The organism is Haemophilus parainfluenzae, assembly GCF_900450995.1.
In the GTDB taxonomy this organism is placed as follows: domain Bacteria; phylum Pseudomonadota; class Gammaproteobacteria; order Enterobacterales; family Pasteurellaceae; genus Haemophilus_D; species Haemophilus_D parainfluenzae_O.
Genome location: NZ_UGHY01000002.1, coordinates 729163 through 750515, shown reverse-complemented (window position 1 = coordinate 750515; position 21353 = coordinate 729163). Strand labels below are relative to the sequence as shown.

The 21353-nt window shown below is 39.2% G+C and carries 24 protein-coding genes and 3 tRNA genes; 12 read left to right on the top strand and 15 right to left on the bottom strand.

The features are described 5' to 3' along the window. The first annotated feature begins 3 nt into the window (after window positions 1–3). The gene (locus DX522_RS03770) at window positions 4–426 is read left to right on the top strand and encodes a hypothetical protein (protein ID WP_115179873.1); all 423 of its coding nucleotides are present in this window, start codon (window positions 4–6) and stop codon (window positions 424–426) included. Window positions 427–453: 27 nt separating this feature from the next. On the opposite strand, the gene DX522_RS03765 is transcribed toward DX522_RS03770, so the two are convergent. Beyond that, complete coding sequence (locus DX522_RS03765; RefSeq protein WP_115179872.1) at window positions 454–912, bottom strand: hypothetical protein; 459 nt, start codon at window positions 910–912, stop codon at window positions 454–456. Between the two features lie 182 nt (window positions 913–1094). Here DX522_RS03765 and dapF point away from each other — a divergent pair, with 182 nt between their 5' ends. Further along, window positions 1095–1919 (top strand): diaminopimelate epimerase, encoded by an 825-nt coding sequence (gene dapF, locus DX522_RS03760; protein WP_115179871.1) that lies wholly within the window; start codon window positions 1095–1097, stop codon window positions 1917–1919. A 51-nt stretch (window positions 1920–1970) separates the two neighbouring features. Here the strand turns inward: dapF and DX522_RS03755 are convergent, their stop codons facing one another. The 6 genes from DX522_RS03755 to dauA form a co-directional block, all read right to left on the bottom strand. Then, window positions 1971–2345, bottom strand: coding sequence for a carbonic anhydrase family protein (locus DX522_RS03755; RefSeq protein WP_262054158.1), 375 nt, complete (start codon window positions 2343–2345; stop codon window positions 1971–1973). Window positions 2346–2498: 153 nt separating this feature from the next. Further along, window positions 2499–3431 carry a tRNA dihydrouridine(16) synthase DusC gene (gene dusC, locus DX522_RS03750; protein ID WP_115179869.1) on the bottom strand — a complete coding sequence of 311 codons (933 nt, stop codon included), beginning with the start codon at window positions 3429–3431 and terminating at the stop codon, window positions 2499–2501. After that, window positions 3431–4297 carry a co-chaperone DjlA gene (gene djlA / locus DX522_RS03745; RefSeq protein ID WP_049363344.1) on the bottom strand — a complete coding sequence of 289 codons (867 nt, stop codon included), beginning with the start codon at window positions 4295–4297 and terminating at the stop codon, window positions 3431–3433. The genes dusC and djlA overlap by 1 nt, the downstream gene beginning before the upstream one ends. A 105-nt stretch (window positions 4298–4402) precedes the next feature. Further along, window positions 4403–5044 carry an orotate phosphoribosyltransferase gene (pyrE, locus tag DX522_RS03740; RefSeq protein WP_115179868.1) on the bottom strand — a complete coding sequence of 214 codons (642 nt, stop codon included), beginning with the start codon at window positions 5042–5044 and terminating at the stop codon, window positions 4403–4405. 9 nt (window positions 5045–5053) lie between these two features. Beyond that, entirely contained in the window at window positions 5054–5770 is a 717-nt protein-coding gene (rph, locus tag DX522_RS03735; RefSeq protein ID WP_049365314.1) for a ribonuclease PH, read from the bottom strand. Window positions 5771–5832: 62 nt separating this feature from the next. Then, entirely contained in the window at window positions 5833–7575 is a 1743-nt protein-coding gene (dauA, locus tag DX522_RS03730; RefSeq protein WP_115179867.1) for a C4-dicarboxylic acid transporter DauA, read from the bottom strand. Window positions 7576–7699: 124 nt separating this feature from the next. Here dauA and DX522_RS03725 point away from each other — a divergent pair. Next, window positions 7700–7789, top strand: a tRNA-Ser gene (locus tag DX522_RS03725). Window positions 7790–7949: 160 nt separating this feature from the next. Here the strand turns inward: DX522_RS03725 and DX522_RS03720 are convergent. Then, a tRNA-Arg gene (locus DX522_RS03720) sits at window positions 7950–8026 on the bottom strand. Between the two features lie 52 nt (window positions 8027–8078). Continuing rightward, window positions 8079–8155, bottom strand: a tRNA-Pro gene (locus tag DX522_RS03715). Window positions 8156–8333: 178 nt separating this feature from the next. Here DX522_RS03715 and folD point away from each other — a divergent pair. Further along, a complete protein-coding gene (gene folD / locus DX522_RS03710) occupies window positions 8334–9191 on the top strand; it encodes a bifunctional methylenetetrahydrofolate dehydrogenase/methenyltetrahydrofolate cyclohydrolase FolD (RefSeq protein WP_115179866.1) in 858 nt (285 codons plus the stop codon). 45 nt (window positions 9192–9236) lie between these two features. On the opposite strand, the gene DX522_RS03705 is transcribed toward folD, so the two are convergent. From DX522_RS03705 to DX522_RS03685, 5 genes are all read right to left on the bottom strand, one after another. Further along, complete coding sequence (locus DX522_RS03705; RefSeq protein WP_049365317.1) at window positions 9237–10571, bottom strand: NAD(P)/FAD-dependent oxidoreductase; 1335 nt, start codon at window positions 10569–10571, stop codon at window positions 9237–9239. 100 nt (window positions 10572–10671) lie between these two features. Then, on the bottom strand, window positions 10672–11295 hold the full coding sequence (locus tag DX522_RS03700) for a glucose-6-phosphate 1-dehydrogenase family protein (RefSeq protein WP_115179865.1): 624 nt from the start codon (window positions 11293–11295) through the stop codon (window positions 10672–10674). A 9-nt stretch (window positions 11296–11304) separates the two neighbouring features. After that, complete coding sequence (gene apaH, locus DX522_RS03695; protein WP_115179864.1) at window positions 11305–12132, bottom strand: bis(5'-nucleosyl)-tetraphosphatase (symmetrical) ApaH; 828 nt, start codon at window positions 12130–12132, stop codon at window positions 11305–11307. 15 nt (window positions 12133–12147) lie between these two features. Continuing rightward, window positions 12148–13011 carry a 16S rRNA (adenine(1518)-N(6)/adenine(1519)-N(6))-dimethyltransferase RsmA gene (gene rsmA, locus DX522_RS03690; RefSeq protein ID WP_115179863.1) on the bottom strand — a complete coding sequence of 288 codons (864 nt, stop codon included), beginning with the start codon at window positions 13009–13011 and terminating at the stop codon, window positions 12148–12150. 83 nt (window positions 13012–13094) lie between these two features. Beyond that, complete coding sequence (locus tag DX522_RS03685) at window positions 13095–14168, bottom strand: glycosyltransferase family 4 protein (protein ID WP_262054157.1); 1074 nt, start codon at window positions 14166–14168, stop codon at window positions 13095–13097. A 231-nt stretch (window positions 14169–14399) separates the two neighbouring features. On the opposite strand from DX522_RS03685, the gene infA reads away from it, so the two are divergent. From infA to rplI, 5 genes are all read left to right on the top strand, one after another. Beyond that, window positions 14400–14618, top strand: a complete 219-nt coding sequence (gene infA / locus DX522_RS03680) for a translation initiation factor IF-1 (RefSeq protein WP_005627617.1) — start codon at window positions 14400–14402, stop codon at window positions 14616–14618. Window positions 14619–14807: 189 nt separating this feature from the next. After that, a complete protein-coding gene (gene rpsF / locus DX522_RS03675) occupies window positions 14808–15185 on the top strand; it encodes a 30S ribosomal protein S6 (RefSeq protein WP_005627620.1) in 378 nt (125 codons plus the stop codon). Beyond that, on the top strand, window positions 15172–15498 hold the full coding sequence (gene priB / locus DX522_RS03670) for a primosomal replication protein N (RefSeq protein WP_115179862.1): 327 nt from the start codon (window positions 15172–15174) through the stop codon (window positions 15496–15498). The genes rpsF and priB overlap by 14 nt, the downstream gene beginning before the upstream one ends. Window positions 15499–15509: 11 nt before the next feature. Then, the gene (gene rpsR, locus DX522_RS03665; RefSeq protein ID WP_005696867.1) at window positions 15510–15740 is read left to right on the top strand and encodes a 30S ribosomal protein S18; all 231 of its coding nucleotides are present in this window, start codon (window positions 15510–15512) and stop codon (window positions 15738–15740) included. A 14-nt stretch (window positions 15741–15754) separates the two neighbouring features. Next, a complete protein-coding gene (gene rplI / locus DX522_RS03660; protein ID WP_014064775.1) occupies window positions 15755–16204 on the top strand; it encodes a 50S ribosomal protein L9 in 450 nt (149 codons plus the stop codon). Between the two features lie 100 nt (window positions 16205–16304). On the opposite strand, the gene iolB is transcribed toward rplI, so the two are convergent. Then, entirely contained in the window at window positions 16305–17135 is an 831-nt protein-coding gene (gene iolB, locus DX522_RS03655; RefSeq protein WP_115179861.1) for a 5-deoxy-glucuronate isomerase, read from the bottom strand. Window positions 17136–17389: 254 nt separating this feature from the next. Here iolB and DX522_RS03650 point away from each other — a divergent pair, with 254 nt between their 5' ends. From DX522_RS03650 to DX522_RS03640, 3 genes are all read left to right on the top strand, one after another. After that, complete coding sequence (locus DX522_RS03650; protein WP_115179860.1) at window positions 17390–18898, top strand: CoA-acylating methylmalonate-semialdehyde dehydrogenase; 1509 nt, start codon at window positions 17390–17392, stop codon at window positions 18896–18898. A 91-nt stretch (window positions 18899–18989) separates the two neighbouring features. Then, complete coding sequence (locus tag DX522_RS03645; protein WP_115179859.1) at window positions 18990–20129, top strand: Gfo/Idh/MocA family protein; 1140 nt, start codon at window positions 18990–18992, stop codon at window positions 20127–20129. Window positions 20130–20399: 270 nt separating this feature from the next. Beyond that, window positions 20400–21338, top strand: a complete 939-nt coding sequence (locus tag DX522_RS03640; RefSeq protein ID WP_115179858.1) for a substrate-binding domain-containing protein — start codon at window positions 20400–20402, stop codon at window positions 21336–21338. Window positions 21339–21353: the final 15 nt, after the last annotated feature.

Below are 21353 nucleotides of genomic sequence, written 5' to 3'. Positions count from 1 at the left end.
TATATGGCATATAACCTAGATAAGAAGCTCAAAGAATTTGAGTTTGAGCGTAAACAAGTCTTGCATCATCTTGCGTTACTTGAGGCGAATATTGCCACATTAAAACGTGCTATTGAGCTTACTCAACAGGAAAGTGATGTTGCCCTTTATAATACGGATAACTTTGTGTACCGTTCCAAGTATAAGCTCTTTAAAGGGAAAATTCGTAAATACATCGTACAAATGATGCAAGAAGCACCCAATAAAGCCTTTACAATTGCCGAACTCACGCAGCGCATTTTTGATATTGAACTAAATCCTGACACGCCATCTGCAAAGCACCTTGATTCTGTTCGTAAACAACTGAATGAGTTTTATAAAAGAGAATGGATTAATAGGGTTCAAATCAGCCGAAATGAGGTTCACTGGCAATGGAAACAAAAATAGCGGTATTTCTACCGCTATTTACTATCCTTACTCAAGTGTTCTCAATCGCCAATGTTGTGAGTTATCTATTAAGCATTTTTCCACTAACGATTTATACTTTAAATAGTTTAATGTACAAGCAATCGTTTGTGATTGTTTATACGGTATAACTTCTTCAATCTCTTGCCCATCTAACTTCATCGCCTGATATGTAATCTCCTTCACACTTAACCATTTTGAAGGCTCTTGTTTTAGTACCTGAGCAATCAACTGTTGAGGTGAAGTTTGGAAACGAAGATTTCTAAATTTGGGGTTTGAAGGTAAAGGCGGTTCTTCCCGACCTTTTGCGTGATTTAATGCCACACGATAGTCTGAAATCTTCCGATCAAGATCTTTTAATTCTTTATGGAGTTGCTTGATTTGCGCTGCAATTTCTTCCTTTTCGGTTTCAATTTCTTCAATCGCTTCTTCAAGCGCATTTTCCAAAGTTGATTTTTGTTTTGTCATTGACTATTCTTACCTTTCGTACATAAAAGATAAGAAAATGTAACAGAAACAACAAATTAAATCTTTGTGCAATTGCTACATAATACCGTGTTTTTTGACCGCACTTTGTCTATTCAGGCTATTTGCCATTCGGCTTACTGCTCTCTATAATGTCAAAAAATTTTCAAATCAAGGAAGGAAACATGCAGTTTTCCAAAATGCATGGCCTTGGCAATGACTTTGTCGTTGTTGATGCTGTGACGCAAAATGCCTATTTTACCCCTGAAACCATTAAACGCTTAGCCGATCGTCATCGTGGTATTGGTTTTGATCAGCTTTTAATCGTTGAGCCACCTTATGATCCAGATTTAGATTTCCATTATCGTATTTTCAATGCAGATGGTAGTGAAGTGTCGCAATGTGGAAATGGGGCAAGATGTTTTGCACGTTTTGTCACCTTAAAAGGGCTGACTAATAAAAAGGATATTGCAGTAAGCACACAAAAAGGAAAAATGGTTTTAACAGTAAAAGAAGATGGGCAAATTCGCGTCAATATGGGCGAGCCGATTTGGGAACCCAATAAAATTCCTTTTACTGCCAACAAATTTGAAAAAAACTATATTTTACGTACCGATGTTCAAACGGTGCTTTGTGGTGCAGTATCAATGGGCAATCCACATTGCGTTGTTCAAGTGGACAATGTTGAAACGGCCAATATAGCAGAGTTAGGGCCACTCTTAGAAAGTCATGAACGTTTTCCAGAAAGAGTAAACGCTGGATTTATGCAAGTCGTCAATCGTAACCACATTAGGTTGCGTGTATATGAACGTGGTGCAGGTGAAACGCAAGCTTGTGGCAGTGGCGCTTGTGCTGCAGCGGCGGTAGGAATTATGCAAGGTCTACTTGATAACAAAGTGAAGGTTGATCTACCTGGTGGTAGCTTGCTTATTGAGTGGGAAGGCGTAGGCTCACCGCTTTATATGACAGGCGATGCCACTCATATCTATGATGGCAACATTCACCTTTAATCTTTTCTAATCGAATAAAAAATGCGTGGAAACTATCTACGCATTTTTTATTTATTGTTCAACTTCCACATCACGGTGATTTAATGGTTGCGTTGGGCGGTTGTTTTTTCCTTCCATTTCTTCTATCGCGGCAATTTGTGCTTTACTTGCTTGAATTGGTGATTTAAAAATGGTCCAAGCCACATTTTCACTACAAGGTGGCGTAGTGAGCGATCCATTTAAGCGGAAGCGTGCCATCTCTTTTGGCATTAGCGCTTGAATATCAATCGGTTGAGCCAATTTTTCTTTTTGTCCAACGGTGAGTTTTTTCTCAACGACTGGTGCTAATGCTGGATTAGCTTCACCTTCATTCACCATTACTGCGATTACGGCTAACGATTTATCTTCACTTTGATACACAAAATGAACCTCTAGACAAGTCTTCATAAGGCACTTCTCCTTTTCTGTGGTATATGCCTCATCGATTATACTGGTTCGGTATGATAACTTTTTGATTTTGGTTAAGTTCTGTTTGAGTGTTTAACTCATCGTACGAATGGGGATAATGCTAAAAAAACCGTCTATTCTGACCACACTTTTTTAGCCCTGATAGAGTCGTTCTCTCAGATCTTCTGCTGTTTTGCTGGTTTTAATTCGCTCAAAAACGATATCCGCTTCAGGATATTCTTTATTAAGATATCGTAGCCATTGTTTGATGCGGGCAACATGATAAAAACCTGAATCATGGAAGTTTTCCATTTTCGCATATTTTTGCAAGATTTTTTGAATATCCGCCCAAGGCATTTTTTCACAATTTTGTTTGAGTACAAGACTTAGGTTCGGAATATTTAATGCACCACGTCCGACCATCAGATCCTCGCAACCTGTGGCTTTCAAACATGCTTGACCATCTTCCCAACACCAAATTTCACCATTAGCAATCACCGGGATCGTCAAGCGAGATCTCACTTCACCGATTTTTTCCCAATTGATGCGATCAGCACGATAGCCATCGGCTTTGGTTCTGCCGTGAATGGTGATTTCAGTCGCGCCACCTTGTTGTACGGCATCGGCAATTTCAAAAGCCTGTGAAGTACAATCCCAACCCAACCTTACTTTTACACTGACAGGTAAATGGTAAGGTACAGTTTTTCGTAAGGCTAGAGTCGCTTGATAAATTAATTCAGGTTGTTTGAGTAGAGCTGCACCTCCGTTACTCCCGTTAACAGTTTTGGATGGGCAGCCACAATTTAAATCAATACCATGTGACCCAAGCTCAATAGCGCGATTGGCATTTTCAGCAAGACAGTTCGGATGTTGGCCTAAAAGTTGGACACGAACGGGTGTTTTAGAAGGTGTAAAGCCCTGATTTTTGAGTTCAGGGCAAAGACGATAAAAGACTTTTTCGGGTAAGAGTTGATCCACCACGCGGACAAATTCGGTGATGCAGAGATCGTATTCATTCACTTCAGTTAGAAGTTGGCGAACGAAAGGATCGAGCACCCCTTGCATGGGGGCGAGGATAACACGCACTATTTCCAGCCTTTCACTTTACAAATTAAATCGTAAGCGGCTTGGATTTGTTGCGCTTTTTCTTTGGCCATTTCCATCATTTCTGGCGGTAAGCCTTTAGCGACTAATTTATCTGGGTGATGTTCATTCATTAAACGACGATATGCACGTTTTACAGCATTACGATCATCACTTTCACTCACGCCCAATACTTTATAAGCATCACTTAATGTTGGGCCAGAAGATTGTTGGTAACCACCTTGTTGTTGGTATTGATAACCACCTTGCTGTTGATAACCGCCTTGTTGGTATTGGCGATAGAATCCACCTTGAGTAAATTGACGAGCTGCAATTTCCATTGCGAGCATTTGCTCAAATTGCATACGGGAAAGACCAAGCTCTTCAGCCACCACATAAAGCACTTCTTTTTCTGAGTCATGTAATTGAGAATCAGCAAAGGCAGCTTGCACTTGCACGTGCAAGAACATTCTCAATAAATCAGCGCGTTGTCCACATCCAATGCGGAATTCGCGAATCACCTGACGTAGTGGAAAATCGGTTGCTTTACCTCGACTAAATGCCTCTTGAGCAAGTTTTCGATGACTCTCATCTAATTGCATCTGGTTCATCAATTGATTTGCCAGTTGAATATCTTCTTCCGTCACTCGACCTTTGGATTTACTTAAATGTCCAAGTACCGCAAAAGTGGTTTGCATAAAGAGTGCTTGTCGGGTCGTTTTTTTCTTAAAAAAGCTAGAGTTAACCGAACCAAGCTCATAGAGTTTTTTATCTGCGATTGAGCCTAAAATGAGTCCTGCGATGGCACCGAAAAAACCACCCCATTTAAAACCGAGAAAAACGCCGATAATCTTTCCAAAAAAATACATTCTCTTCCCTAAAGTGCGGTCAAAAGGTCTTTTGACAATAATGGGCAGACGCAAATGTCTGCCCTTACATTAATATGGCTTTATTCTTATTTTTCAAGTGATGAATTACACACCATAACTTTCACGATAAGCACGCATCGCTGGCAAATATTGCTGATAATCGGCTTCATTTTCAATGAATTGCATTAAATCATTAAAATCAATAATGGAAAGCACTTTGCACTGATAGTCGCGTTCCACTTCTTGAATAGCAGAAAGTTCCCCTTTGCCTTTTTCCTGACGGTTTAATGCAATAAAGACAGCAGCTAATTTGGCGTGATTGGCTTCAAGAAGCGCCATGGATTCACGAATAGCGGTTCCTGCAGTAATCACGTCATCGACTAATAATACATTGCCTGTTAATGAACTACCGATCAAATTACCACCTTCACCGTGATCTTTGGCTTCTTTGCGATTAAAGCAAACAGGTGTATCACGATTAAATTGATTGAATAGTGCAATGGAAACGCTCGTCGCAATCGGAATGCCTTTATAGGCAGGTCCAAAAATGACATCAAAATCGACCGCACTTGATTGAATTGCCTTAGCATAGTATTCACCTAAGCGAGCAAGATCTGCGCCAGTACTAAACAATCCGGCATTGAAAAAATAAGGGCTTTTTCGACCTGATTTTAGGGTAAATTCACCAAACTTGAGGACTTGGCGACTCAACGCGAACTTAATAAATTCGATTTTGTAGCTTTCCATTTTTTGTTCCTATAAACCTAATGCTTCACGTTGTGCAGCGAAGATTTGTTCGCAGCCTTGTTTTGCTAAGCCTAATAAGGTGAGTAATTCTTCGTGGCTGAATGGTTCACCTTCTGCAGTACCTTGCACTTCGATCATGCGGCCATCTTCCATCATCACAACGTTCATGTCTGTTTCAGCGGCTGAATCTTCCACATATTCCAAATCACATACGGCTTCACCTTCAACAATTCCGACCGAAATTGCCGCAACCAGACCTTTGATTGGATTGGTTTTTAATGTGCCGTTAGCGATTAAACCGTTGATAGCATCACATAAAGCCACTGCTGCACCGGTGATCGAAGCAGTTCTTGTACCGCCATCCGCTTGAATCACATCGCAGTCTAAGGTAATAGAACGTTCGCCAAGGGCTTCTAAGTCAACCATTGCGCGCAATGAACGAGCGATTAAGCGTTGAATTTCCATGGTACGTCCACCTTGTTTGCCTTTTGCGGCCTCACGTTGCATACGGCTGTGTGTAGAGCGTGGCAACATGCCATATTCTGCCGTAACCCAACCTTGATTTTGTCCTTTTAAGAAACGCGGTACGCTTTCATCAACACTCGCCGTACATAATACTTTGGTATCACCAAATTCAACTAATACTGAGCCTTCAGCATGTTTCGTGTAATTACGGGTGATTTTGATTGGACGAGATTGATGATTTTCACGATTATTTGGACGCATTCTGAATTCCTTTATTTTTATTGATAAAAAAGCGTGCCTATTTTAGCACGCTTTTCACTGTTTTATGGATTTGCTTGTTCAAACTCACGAATTTTATTAAAGACATCTTGTAAATCTGAGCCGTAGTTGATTTTTTGCAATTCAGGAACAGAGTTTGATTTCACTAACATTCTCAGTGGTTGGAACTGCATATTGCACAAGTAGATTTGTTGATGTGGCAACATATGTTGTACAAAGTGGGTGAGTGCATGAATACCCCCAGTATCAAGCACGGTCACGGCATCGCATTGCAATACAATATGTTTGATCTCGTGATCCGTATGTACGGTTTTATCGTGTAAATCAGCAAAGAGTTTATCTGCCGCCGCAAAGAACAATGGGCCACTGATACGGTAAGCTAACACATCATTCAGATCTTCTGGTGCAGGTTGCTCAATGGCTTTTGTCATTTCTGCAATGGTACGGATAAATAAGAGGCTCGCCAATAATACGCCAACTGAGATAGCAATCACCATATCGAATAACACAGTGAGAATTAGGCAAGTGAACAACACCGCAATTTCATTTTGTGTGGAACGACGCGCCAAACGAATGATTTCAGGCAGATTTGCCATATGCCATGCGACCATCAACAATAGAGCAGCCATGGAGGAAAGTGGCAAGTAAGACAGGGCATTCGCAAAGAATAACAGTGAGAATAAGACTAAGAGTGCATGAACAACACTAGATATTGGTGATACCGCACCCGATTTCACATTAGCGGCTGAGCGCGCAATAGCTGCAGTTGCGGTAATCCCGCCTAAGAATGGTGAAACAATATTCCCTAAGCCTTGAGCGAGTAATTCATTATTGGAGCGATGTTTGGTATCCGTCATATTATCTAAAATGACCGCACAAAGTAGGGACTCAATCGCACCTAATACTGCCATTGAAAAAGCTGCAGGTAAGAGATCTTGTATTTTATCAAAATTCCAATTAATGATTTCACCCTGCGCGTTTGGAATATTCCAAGGTAAGGCAAACTCGGGCAAGACATTCGGAATGCCATTTCCCGTTGTGCCATCCGCTAAGGTGTAGTGGAACGCCGTACCAATAGTTTCAACCGAGAAGCCAAATTGTCTTAATGCTAATGCCATCAGTGTACCAATAATGACTGCAGGCAAATGACCTGGTATAGGTAAACGAAGTTTGTGCCATTGTGTGAGTACAAATAAGGTGGCAAAACCAACAGCAGTATCAGCCCAGCTAATCGTCGGAAGTGCGGTCAAAATAGCCTGTACTTTTTCAATATAGTGAGACGGCATCTGGGCAATATCTAAACCTAAGAAATCTTTGATTTGCAAGGTGCCGATGGTAATGCCAATCCCGCAGGTAAAGCCAAGTGTAACGGGGAGAGGTATATACTCAATTAGTCGTCCTAATCGAGACAAGGCCATGATGACTAAAATAATCCCCGAAAGTAGCGTAGCCATGAGCAAACCACTGAGTCCAAATTGTTGGGTAACGGGATATAAAATTACGACAAATGCCGCGGTTGGTCCAGAAATATTGAAACGCGATCCACCAGTTAATGAAATCACAATACTCGCCACAATAGCCGTATAAAGGCCATGTTGTGGTGGAACACCGCTGGCAATGGCTAAGGCCATGGAGAGGGGAATCGCAATGACTCCCACGGTGAGACCCGCAATAATATCTTTAATCAATTTTTGTTTTCCGTAACCTTCACGGAAAGATTCTTTCAATGCGCTAAATGGTTTTACAGCCAGAAACACATTTTTAGAAAAGAGAGATTTGATTTGCATAAAAATACGACAATAAAAAGGAATAAGTTTATATTTTAGCTAAAAGGAACAGGATTTTTTATGTTCTAGCTCAAAAAACTTGACTAATCTTAGATAAATCTTTATATTTCACGCACTTCAAAACGGTGAGATGTCCGAGTGGTTGAAGGAGCACGCCTGGAAAGCGTGTATGTGCGAAAGTGCATCGGGGGTTCGAATCCCCCTCTCACCGCCATTCAAATATTTTCTTTTCTGAATTTAAAATCATTTTTTTAAATTAATTTATTTTGAGATCTAGAATTTACGCTATTTTCTATTGTACAAAATATGCGTTGAATTGATTATTTTCGCTAAAAAAGTAAATTAGAAAAACAATAATAGATTAAGATGAGTTATGGCACGCCCTAAAGGATTCGAACCTTTGACCCACGCCTTAGAAGGGCGTTGCTCTATCCAGCTGAGCTAAGGGCGCATTTCAAGGGTTACATCTTTTGTATGGAATTTCGAGGAAAATATAAAAGAAGTGGTCGGCGAGATAGGATTTGAACCTACGACCCACTGGTCCCAAACCAGTTGCGCTACCAAGCTGCGCTACTCGCCGACGATTGAGCACAATTATAGTGAGCTTTTCTTTTCAGTCAATTAATTTTTTAGATTATCCTTTCAACTGCTCAAAATTATTCCAGTTTTTTCAACCGCTCTTTTATTGTCTTTGTAAAATAAGGCGTTGTCAGTTAAAATAGCAAACGTTTACTTAATTCCACCTTGAGGAAAAACGCATGACCGCCCAAATTATTTCAGGTACTGAACTATCAAAAAAAATCAAATCTGATGTTACCAGTAAAATTGAACATTATCGTGCTCAAGGTAAACGTGCTCCAGGGCTTGCAGTAATTTTAGTGGGTGCAGATCCTGCTTCTCAAGTCTATGTGGGTAGCAAACGTAAAAGTTGTGAAGAGATTGGAATGGTCTCGAAATCCTATGATTTACCTGAAACCACGACAGAGGCGGAACTACTACAACTGATTGACCAATTAAATGCCGATGAGACCATTGATGGAATTTTGGTACAGCTTCCATTGCCGGAGCAGATTAATAGTTCGTTAGTGATTGAGCGTATTAGCCCTGAAAAAGACGTAGATGGTTTCCACCCTTATAATGTGGGGCGTTTATGCCAACGTATCCCAACTTTACGTGCTTGCACCCCTTATGGCGTGATGAAATTATTAGAAACCACCGGTATTGATTTACACGGTAAACATGCGGTGATCGTTGGGGCTTCAAATATTGTGGGTCGTCCAATGTCACTTGAATTATTATTAGCAGGTGCTACGGTCACAGTAACACACCGTTTCACCAAAGATTTAGAGCATCATATTCGTCAGGCGGATGTTTTAGTGGTGGCCGTCGGCAAGCCTCGTTTTATTCCAGGCGATTGGATTAAAGAAGGGGCAACAGTCATTGATGTGGGCATTAACCGTATCAATGGCAAATTAGTGGGTGATGTGGAATATGATGTGGCGCGACAAAAAGCGGCTTATATTACGCCAGTACCGGGTGGAGTAGGGCCAATGACAGTTGCCATGCTGATGTTTAATACGCTTTATGCTTATGAGCATAAAAATCAACTTGTTTAAGAAATAAAAAAGTGCGGTTAAATTGATTTGACCGCACTTTTTATCTTAATGTAATTTCAATCTTGGTTTTAAATAGTGGTTAAGTTTATCCACTAAAATAATCAAGCCAATCTTAATACATCCATGCAAAGCATGTTGATGCATACGATATAAAGACACATACGCAAACTGTGCAAATTTACCTTGAACAGTTAGTGGGTTTTTCCCAAATTTATTTGAAATGCTACCCAATGCGGTAAAGCTTGAAAGAGAAACCAAAGTTCCTTTGTCGTTGTATTTGAATGCTTTTAATGGTTTTTGCTCAAAAAGTGCAAAGATATTTTTTGCACAGGCTTTTGCCATCTGATGTGCTGCTTGCGCTCTTGGAGGGACTAATTTTCCATTTGGTTGCATTAATGCCGCACAGTCGCCAATGGCAAAAATACTGTCATCCACTGTGGTTTGGAGAGTATCTTTTACTACTAATTGATTGATGCGGTTAAGCTCTAATCCATCGAATTGCTGTGTCACCGTTGAGGTGCGAACACCTGCCGCCCACACAATAAGATCCGCTTTGATTTCTTCGCCATCTTTGGTGATAAGCGTATTTGGTTGGGCTTCGGTGATCATCGTATTTAATTTCACGTTTGCCCCCATTTCTTGCAATTCATCTAATACCGCTGCAGATAAATTTTCAGGTAGAGCCGGTAATAAGCGAGGACCTGCTTCAACTAAGGTGACTTGCAAGCAAGAATTATCAATTTTGCCGTAACCATAAGAAGATAAGTCTTCAGTTGCATGATAAAGCTCTGCGGTTAATTCCACGCCAGTAGCACCACCGCCAACAATCGCAATATTGACTTTGCTCTCATCGACCAATTTCTGTTTAAATTCTTCTTCACCAATATCGTCTAATGCACGGTTTTCTGAGAATTTAAGGAATAATTCCAACATTCTTTGTTGGAAGCGAAGTGCTTGATCAGAACTATCCAAGAAAATACAGTTATCAGCGACGCCTTTTGTATTGAAATCGTTCGATTTACTACCGATCGCAATCACTAAGTAATCATAAGGAATACGGCGCGCAACTACGAGCATATCGCCTTCTTGCCCATAAACGGGGGCTAGTTCAACATATTTTTGCTCACGATTAATACGTGTGATTGAACCCTGTTCAAAACTGAAATGGTGATTTTTACCATGTGCGCGATAGCTCAGAGAATCTGTGCCATCATCCATCACGCCCGTAGCAATTTCATGTAATAAGGGTTTCCACAAGTGGGTTGCATTGCGATCCACAAGCGTCACTTTAGCCTGTTTTTTGCGACCTAATTTGTCGCCTAAAAATGTCGCTAACTCTATGCCGCCAGCACCACCGCCAACGATCACGACGTTTTTCATAAAGTACTCCTAAAAGCAAAATTGTTAAAAATGTTAAACTAATGTAATGATAGCATAACAAATAAACAAGACGAAAAAATTTAATAGAAATAACCGCACTTTATTGATGGCAACGATCGTAAAGTGGTTGTAATTGTTGAATGGTTTTTGTGATAAATGAAACGGGATCAATTTGATAAAGTTCAGCTTTTTCAATGCTTTTCCCTATGCACCAAAAATCCTCATCTGAGCGTAAGAGAAGATCTTTTTCAGAAATGCGCTTCACTTGGCGAAAATCATCATATTCGCTTTCATCTTCTCGCCAAATATCAAAATCAGCAAATTGTTTGAAATCAAATTGATCAAGCCACTGATTATATTGTTGCACATTAATTTGTGAGCGATCAGCACGATAGCAATGCCAATCTAAACATACTCTTAGTCGGCGACGATTTAATAACACTGAAAAAATGGCTGCAGAATTTTGATTAAACTCGTATTTAAAATAAGCGAAGAAATGTGCTCGAACCTGCCAGCCATTGGTCCAACTTTCGATATGAGGTTTCGCAAAAGGCATGCCAAGTTGCTTCGCCACTTCTTGAATAATCGCTTTCCAGTTATCCCAATGTAATTTGTAATCAGCTTTAATCGCCGGAATATCTTCCGGGCAGAATTTTTTCATTTGGGCGAATTGATAGAAAGGAATATTGAACAGTTCACAAGATTCAGTCGTAAGCGAGAGCATAGCGTTTCCTTAAAAATCACTGTAATTTTTGACCGCACTTTGCGTGAAGAACTGTTTGTCTTCCCAACGCAACATAGTCATTCGATTATTCCACACGCATCCCGTATCTAGTGCATAAATACCTTGTGGTGTAGGTTCATCCACTAAACTTGCCCAGTGCCCAAAGACAATGGGAATTTGTTTATAAAGTGGATTATCTAAATTAAACCAAGGCGTGAGCTCCGCTGGTGCATCTTTTAAAGGAGATTTACAAGCAAAATCAAAGCGATGATCTAAATAGCAAAAACGCATTCGAGTGAAAGCATTAATAATGTAGCGATGGCGCGCTAAGCCCTGTAAATAAGGTGACCAGCGATCAGGCTGTTCAGAATACATATTTTCAATGAGATAATGAAAATCGCCGTGCTGTAAAATCTGTTCAACTTCAGCTGCGCAAGCTTTCGCAGTTTCCAAATCCCAATCTGGCGCAATACCGGCATGTGCCATCAGGAAGTTTAATTCTTCATTATGTACAAGTAATGGTTGGTGGCGTAACCAATGAATCAGCTCATTAAAATCGGGCGCATTAAAAATGGCATCGACACGATCACGCAATTTTACTTTTTTAATACCTAGTGCGGTCGCAATTAAATGTAAATCGTGATTCCCTAGTACGGTTTGCGCCGCATTACCAAGTGATTTTACGAAACGAAGACATTCAAGTGATTTATCCCCACGCGCGACAAGATCCCCCACAAGATAAAGTTTATCTTGCGTAGGATTGAAATCTACACGCTCTAATAAAAGCTGTAATTCATCATAACAGCCTTGTAAATCACCGACGAAATAGGTTGCCATTTTTGACCGCTCTTTTTACTCTTCTGAATCTAAGATTTCATCTTTATTGACATCAGCAGGAGGATTATCCGCCAACCAGTTCGCTAAGCGCGCATAATCTGCGATAGCCAAATTTTCTGCACGTGCATTTAAATCAATACCAAGTGCGGTCAGATTTTCAGGTGAAAATAGTGTTGAAAGTGCATTGCGTAATGTTTTTCGACGTTGATTAAACGCTTGGGAGCAAACACGGTTCAACCAATATAAATCTTTCACTGGGTGCGGCAATTCCTTATGCGGAATTAAACGCACAACGGCTGAATCCACTTTCGGTGCAGGTTTAAATGCAGAAGGTGGCACTTCAAGTACAGGCATCACTTGGCAGAAATATTGCGCCATAATGGTTAAGCGGCCATAAGCTTTGCTATTTGGTCCAGCACATAAGCGTTTCACCACTTCTTTTTGTAGCATGAAGTGCATGTCTTGAATTACATCATGGTACTTAAATAAGTGGAACATCAATGGCGTAGAAATGTTGTATGGCAAGTTACCAAATACACGTAATTTTTGCCCTTTTTCTGACAAATTTTCTTTTGTATAAAGCTCACTAAAATCAAATTGCATCGCATCCGTTTCAATAACAGTGAGTTTTTGATGTAAAAATGGATGATGACGTAAACGTTCTGCAAGATCTCGGTCAAGCTCTATCACAGTCAGATGATCGACAAGTTCACCAACAGGCTCTGTTAATGCACCAAGTCCCGGACCAATTTCCACTAAGAATTGATTGGGTTGTGGGTAAATCGCCGCCACGATACCTTGAATTACAGAAGTATCATGTAAAAAGTTTTGACCAAAACGTTTACGTGCGGTATGGCCTAAGTGTTTTTTTGAATTCATAAGTACTATTTAATAAGAAAAGTGCGGTTATTATAGAGCCTGTATTTCTTTTGTAAATTTTAGTGTAACTGTCATGGGCAATATCATTTAGCGATGAGTTCCAGTATTGTTTTAATATGATGACTCAAACTTGGATTATAACGAATACAGTCCATTGGATTGAGAATACGATGTTGATGTTCAGATGCTTGTTTTACTGATTTTTGAATTGCATCATCCAATGTATTCATGTTTTCTCTAGAAAATGTATAGCCAAATTCATGTTGTAATACTTCTAGGCATCCCATGTTTTCAGAAAAAATAACTGGCGTACCAGATAATATGGATTCTAGTCCAACAAGCCCAAATGGCTCATATTGAGATGCCATAATGGTGAAATCTGCCGCTTGATATAATTCAGGCATATTTTTGCAAAAACCAAGCGAAGAGATTTTAGGATTTTCTTCTACAGGCGTTCCTGCTACCACTAAGCGAATAGGCAACAGAGTTTTTTCAAAATATTTTTTCAAAACATCGAAACCTTTTCGCGTATGCCCAGTAGAAGGGAATAGGTAAATGATTTCATCTTTTTTGAAACCTAACTTTTCTCTGAGCTTCACTCTTTCTTCTTCATTGATTTGTGTGAATTTATCTGTATTAATAGGAGGATAAATCACGTCAATTTTGTTTTCTGGGATATGATATAACTCAACGAGTTCTTTTTTCATTAATGCAGAATGAGCGATGACATATTTTGATTGATTTAAGGATTTTTGTTCACCCATGATTTTAAATCGATCTGATATGCTTGGCTTTTTCTTTGATGCTTGTAGATATCCTTTATGATTTCCACCACAAATAACCACGTCAGATAGGGTATAAGAGGTGGTAAGTGAGACTTCTGATGTTTCTTTATATTTATTTGAAAAATAGGAAAGAAACGAGGTTCTCAATTTTTTAGGAACAAAAGAAAGATTAATCTTAACTGGATTAATTAAATCATATTCAGGTAATGCAGTATCAAACTTGGCAGAGTAAATTTTAGGTGTAATGTTTGCCAGAGAGAATCCATTAACAATATCAATAAGATATCGTTCCATACCTCCGCCATATTGAAATTTTTGACAGGTTAATGAAATATTGGGGTGATTATTATTACTTAGTAATGTTTTATTCATTTCTTTATACCATCTAAGAGATTACTATGTACCAATTATAGGGGAAGTTTTTCTTTTGTAAATCATTCCTAAGTCTTGATACAATTTACAAATTGGTAAAAAATGTGATTTTTTTCTGCTCAATTTTATTTTAATCTTTCGTCTAACGCCAAAAACGGCTATAATCCGCCCGTTTTTCATTTATAACCCGCAAAAAGTGCGGTCAAAAAAATCATAATTTTAGAGGATAAAATGGCAAAAGAAGATTGCATTGAAATGCAAGGCACAATTTTGGAAACCTTACCAAATACCATGTTCCGCGTTGAGTTAGAAAATGGTCACGTAGTGACTGCACATATTTCTGGCAAAATGCGTAAAAACTATATTCGTATCTTAACGGGTGATAAAGTAACTGTAGAAATGACACCTTATGACTTAAGCAAAGGTCGTATCATTTTCCGTAGCCGTTAATTTAGAAATAAAAGAAAAGCCGATATGTTGATATCGGCTTTTTTTGTTTGAAAAGCGTACAAATTATTTGAAGTCTGGAAAAAAATCTGTATAATCAGCGCCCTTAGCCACGTTCATTTTTTCGTTCCTTGCCTTTGCAGATTGGTGGCTAATCTACGTCAAAGGCTGATTAACCCGTAAGGAGCAGTAATGCGTCACTACGAAATCGTGTTTATGGTTCATCCGGACCAAAGCGAGCAAGTACCAGGTATGATCGAACGTTACACAGGTTCTGTTAAAGAAGCTGGTGGTCAAGTTCATCGCCTAGAAGATTGGGGTCGTCGTCAATTAGCGTACCCAATTAACAAATTACACAAAGCACACTATGTGCTTATGAATGTAGAAGCGCCTCAACAAGTCATCGACGAGCTAGAAACGACTTTCCGTTATAACGATGCTGTATTACGCAGTCTTGTTATCCATACTAAGCACGCCGTAACCGAAGCGTCCCCAATGAAAGCGGCTAAAGAAGAACGTAAACCTTTAGCTGAAGTTGAAAACAACGATTTTGAGGATGCTGAAGAGTAATTCAAAACTTGATAATCGCTTCTCGTTAATCGGCACTGCGTGTCAATTACCCAAGCGAAGCAAAAGCCCTAACGGGATTGCGCATTGCCAGTTTTGGCTGGAACATCGTTCCGAGCAAGTCGAAAGTGGTTTATCACGCCAAGCGTGGTTAAAGATGCCAGTTCAGGTCAGTGGCAATCAGTTAATAGAAAAAACTCAAAGCATTACGGTCGGCAGTAAACTTCTTGTGGTGGGGTTTATTACTTCACATAAAACCTCGAATGGTTTAACGCAGTTAGTATTGCATGCCGAGCAAATCGAATTTATAGATTAGGAGACAGCCAAATGGCACGTTATTTCCGTCGTCGTAAGTTCTGCCGTTTCACAGCGGAAAATGTTGTTGAAATCGATTACAAAGATATCGCTACATTAAAGAACTACATTTCTGAAAGCGGCAAAATTGTACCAAGCCGCATTACCGGTACTCGTGCGAAGTACCAACGCCAATTAGCACGCGCAATCAAACGCGCTCGTTATTTAGCGTTATTACCTTACTCTGATTCTCATCACAATTAAGAAGGAGTTAGGAAATGCAAGTAATTCTTTTAGATAAAATCGTTCACCTCGGTAACGTAGGTGATCAAGTTAATGTTAAATCAGGTTTCGCTCGTAACTTCTTAATCCCACAAGGTAAAGCAGTTATGGCAACTAAAGCTAACATTGAACACTTTGAAGCACGTCGTGCAGAGTTAGAAGCAGCGGCAGCAGCAAGTTTAGCAGCAGCTCAAGCTCGCGCAGCACAAGTGACTGCATTAGGTTCTGTAACTATCGCATCTAAAGCAGGTGATGAAGGTCGTTTATTCGGCGCAATCACTACTCGTGATGTAGCAGAAGCAGTAACTGCAGCAGGCGTTGAAATTGCGAAAAGCGAAGTTCGTTTACCAAACGGTCCAATCCGTACTCTTGGTGATCACGATGTTCGTTTCCAACTTCACGGCGAAGTATTTGCAACATTAGATGTTATCGTTGTTGCAGAATAATTATCAAAGTTTTTGATAAAAGAAAACCCGACGTAATGTCGGGTTTTTTGTTTATACAGATTTAGAAAATATTTTTCTTAGCCAAAGATAATATCTCAAATTATTTAAATTTATCTGCATATTTTTCACTATTAATCCAAGAATGATCTTGTTCCCAAGTAAACCGCCATTTTCTTACAGGACCAGCCATAACATTTAAATAATAATTGTCATAACCTGCAATAGTTGAGACTGGATGGTATCCTTTGGGTACTTGAACAACATCTCCATCATACACAGCCATACATTCATCTAGTGAACGGTCATCAGTATAAACTCGTTGTAATGCAAAACCCTGTGATGGTGAGAAACGATGATAGTAGGTTTCTTCCAAATAGGTTTCAGTCGGAGAGTTTTTATCGTCGTGTTTATGGCTAGGGAAAGAACTCGTATTGCCTTCATCTGTAAATACTTCAACAACCAATAAGGCATCTGCGGTTTCAGTTTCAGGGAGAATATTATGTACTAAGCGTTTATTATTTCCATATCCGCGTTTTTCTACACCAACATCCTCTGGTTTAATTAAACGAATTGGTAAACTACCTTGACTTGGTGCTCTACAAACAGCCAATTCTAAATAACTTTCAGCTTTGATTTGTACTTTTTGTTGGTGTGGAACATAGACTGAATAAGGTGGAATCCGCTCAAATGGAGAGGCGCGATTACCAATATGCTCGAAAGTGGCTTGGGATGTAACAATAGTAGCTTTACCAGCAACGAGAACAAAACAGGTTTCAGTATTTTCAGTATCGAAAGTTAGTTTTTGCTCTTCTTGTAGATGGTACATTTCAAAACCAACGTACTCCCAATTCGCTGTTTTTGGGGTGATTTTTTGTACTTCACCATTCTTTTCAGGATGATCTTTTCGTGATTTGGATAGTAAATAACTCATTTCATGCTCCTAAAATAGCCGAATAACTTCTTAAGATAATACTCCGTTCACTGAATTAATCTAGCGAGATTTCTAAAAAATCAGACATAGATCACATAAATGAAATAAAATATCCAATATTTCAATAAATGGATTGAAATGTTCAATTTGTTTGCCTACTCTATACTAGATTTAAAGAATGAGTATTGTTTTTTATGCAAGTTGTTATTCATTTGTCGCATCTTAATTTCTGAAACTGTATGAAGGAGTTCAAAATGGAAACTGTTTATAACTTTATTAATGGTAAACAAGTACCAAGCAGAGGGACAAAAGCGCATCCAATTTATAATCCTGCAACAGGTGAGCAAATTCGCCAAGTGATTATGAGTACTCCGGATGATGTAAATGAAGCTATCGAAGTAGCACATAAAGCTTTTGCTGATTGGTCAGCAACCTCTCCGCTACGTCGTGCCCGGATTATGTTTAAATTTAAAGAATTGCTAGAAAGAGATTGGGATTCATTAGCTCGTTTAATTGTAGAGGAGCATGGTAAGGTTTATTCTGATGCTTGTGGTGAATTAACTCGTGGTTTAGAAGTTGTTGAATTCTCATGCGGTATTCCTCATTTATTAAAAGGTGAATTTTCAGAGCAAGCAGGGCGTGGCATCGATATTCATTCATCTTTGCAACCACTAGGGGTAACTGTTGGTATTACACCGTTTAACTTCCCTGCAATGGTGCCAATGTGGATGTTCCCAATTGCATTAGCTTGCGGTAATACTTTCATTTTAAAACCGGCTAAAGCAGATCCTTCCTTATCTATTCGTTTGGCTGAATTGTTAAAAGAAGCAGGTTTACCAGATGGCGTATTTAATGTAGTACATGGTGATCGTCATGATAATGAAGTTTTATTGCGTGATCCGCGTGTTCATGCTGTGAGTTTTGTGGGTTCTACACCAGCTGCAGCACATGTATATAAAGTCGGTTCTGAATTCGGCAAACGCGTACAAACTTTTGGTGCCGCGAAAAACCATGCATTAATTATGCCGGATGCAGATATTGAATCTACCGCAAATGCTTTATTAGGTGCGGCATTTGGTGCTGCGGGTGAACGTTGTATGGCACTAGCATTGGCTGTTACGATTGATGATGAAACTGCAGATAAATTAGTGGCAGCTTTAAAACCAAAAGTAGAAGCACTGCGTTATGGTCCAGGTATTCCAAAAGATGGTGAAAAAGAGATGGATTTTGGTCCATTAATTACTCAGCAACATCTCAACAATGTGATAAATTACATTACAACCGCTGTGGAAGAAGGTGCAACACTTATTGTTGATGGTCGAGGTAAAAAACCTGCTGGTCATGAAAATGGTTTCTTTATCGGTGGTTCTTTGTTCGATAATGTCACTTCCGATATGGTGATTTATAAAGAAGAGATCTTTGGGCCTGTATTAGGTATTGTCAGAGCGAAAAGCTTTGAAGAAGCAATGAAGTTAATTAATGAGCATCCTTATGGAAACGGTACAGCTATCTTTACCTCTGATGGTGGTGCTGCTCGTGAGTTTGCATATCACGTTCAGGCTGGTATGGTGGGCATTAACGTGCCAATTCCAGTACCAATGTCATTCCATTGCTTCGGTGGTTGGAAACATTCATCTTACAGCACCTTAAATGTTTATGGACCAGATGGCGTTCGTTTCTATACGAAGATGAAAACAACGACAACACGTTGGCCAAATAAATATGTAATTGAAAATGCTGCATTTAGTATGCCGACACTTTAATTAACATAATCTTTTAAACCATGAAGAGGGGATAATCGCATTGAGGACGTTATCTCCTCTTGTTCTATGCAATAAATAGTAAGGATATCGTATGAAACAGGTTCGAATTGGTTTGGTTGGTACTGGATATATTGGTCGTTGCCATGCTATTGCTTATGCTCAGGCTCCAACAGTATTTCCACTTGACGCTAAATTGGTTCTGGAATATTTAGCCGAGATTACACCGGAATTAGCAGAGAAAAAGGCAAAAGAATTCGGTTTTAATCGTTTTACGGGCGATTGGAGGGATATTGTGCAAGATCCAAATGTGGATGTAGTAGATATTTGCACTCCAAACTTTCTTCATAAAGAAATTGCATTAGCAGCCATTGCCAATGGTAAACATGTTTACTCTGAAAAACCGCTAGCTCTCACTGCAGAAGATGCCAAATTAATGTATGAAGCGGCGAAGAAAGCAAATGTTAAGACCTTGGTTGGGTTTAATTACATAAAGAATCCAACTACTCAATTAGCCAGAGAAATTATTGCTAATGGTGAAATTGGAGACGTAGTACATTTTTATGGTACTCATAATGAAGATTACTTAGCTAATGAAAATACACCATTGGATTGGCATTGCGTGAAAGAAAAAGCAGGACTAGGTGCATTGGGAGATTTAGCCGCTCATATTGTACAGATGTCTCAGTATTTATTAGGGCAGGATATTCGAGCTGTTATCGGAGATATGCAAACGGTAATTAAAAATCGCCCAAATCCTCATAATTTACAAGAACGTTTAGATGTTGAGAATGAAGATCAGGCGACAGCCTTGGTTCGATTTGATAATGGATGCATGGGAACGATTGAAACGTCTCGAATTGCTTGCGGACGAAAAATGGGACTGAGCTATGTGATTACGGGAACAAAAGGTAGTATTTCTTATACTCAAGAAAGAATGACTGAATTAAAGCTTTATTTACATGATGAAGATCCAGCAAGACAAGGCTTTAAAACAATCCTTACTGGGCCATTGCATCCTGATTACAAGAATTTTTGTGTGAGCGCAGGTCATGGCATTGGTTTTAACGATCAGAAAACTGTGGAGATTAGAGATTTAGTAAATGGTTTAGCTTCACCTGAAGGTGTTTTATATCCTGATTTTGAAGAAGGATATAAGGTGTCTCGCGTGTTAGATGCAATAGCATTATCGTATCACCAAAAACGTTGGGTTAATGTGGAAGAAATAGCGTAATTCGATGAGGGGCATTCAATTATAGTGCCCCTTATTTTTTTATTATTAATCGGAAGATTTTGTGAATAGTAAATATTTTCGACTAAAAAGTAAGATCTACTTCACACTTTCAAAAAATGACAGTTGCAGAAAATCTTCTTTTAATGATATAGATAGCATTGGATGATTTATTCCAATTTGTACCTTGATGAAATTTATATTCGCATACTGCGAGAGTATAGCTGTATTTCAATCTTTGTTATTCGTTTAACTAATAAAGGGAGTAGCATTATGAAAAAAACATTGCTTGCGTTACTTTGTGGTGGAGTTTTATTAACGTCTCAAGCTGTTATCGCTAAAAATGTTGTGATTGGTGCACCAATGGTTGCCTTTTCTGATAAATGGCAAACCTATCTTCAAGATGCCATTCGTGAGTTTGATAAAGCACATGATGATGTGGAAATTAAACTCGCAGATGCGAATGGTGACCCCGCTCGTTTATTAAATGATGCAGAAACATTTATCGATCAAAAAGTTGATGCATTACTTGTTGTTCCAACAGATCCAAATATTGTTAAGGTTATTGGCAAAAAAGCTAAACGAGCCGGTATCCCTCTCATTATTATCAATCGTAAACCATTAGATGAAGATATGCAGTACGTTACTAGTTATGTAGGATCGGATGAAATCGAAGGTGGACGTATTCAAGCTAACTTCATTGTTGATACCTTAAAAGGTAGCCCTGCAGAAGCTGCAATCTTGATGGGGCCTTTAGGGCAAGATGCTCAAATTAAGCGTACGCAAGGCAATAAGGAAATTTTTGGTCAGCATAACAATATTAAAATTTTTACTGAACAAGAAGGTAAATGGGATAGAGCCAAAGGCTTAGAAATTGCAGAAAACTTACTTGCGGCAAATAAAAATTTAAATGTTGTTGTTAGTAATAATGATGAAATGGCGATTGGCGCAGTATTAGCAGGCAGAAAATTAGGTCTTAAAGATGAAGATTTAATTATTGTTGGCCTTGATGCAACACCTGATGCATTAGATTATTTAGGTAAAGGATTAGATGCAACAGTGTTCCAATCAGCTGCCGGACAAGGTTCTGCGGGAGCTGAAATGGCCTATCTTGCTGCAAAAGGTGAAAAAGTTCCAGCTGTGAAATGGGTGCCTTTTGAACTCGTTACACCAGATAAAAAAGAGGAATATCAAGCGAGATATAAAAAATAGATTTTCTCATCTAAA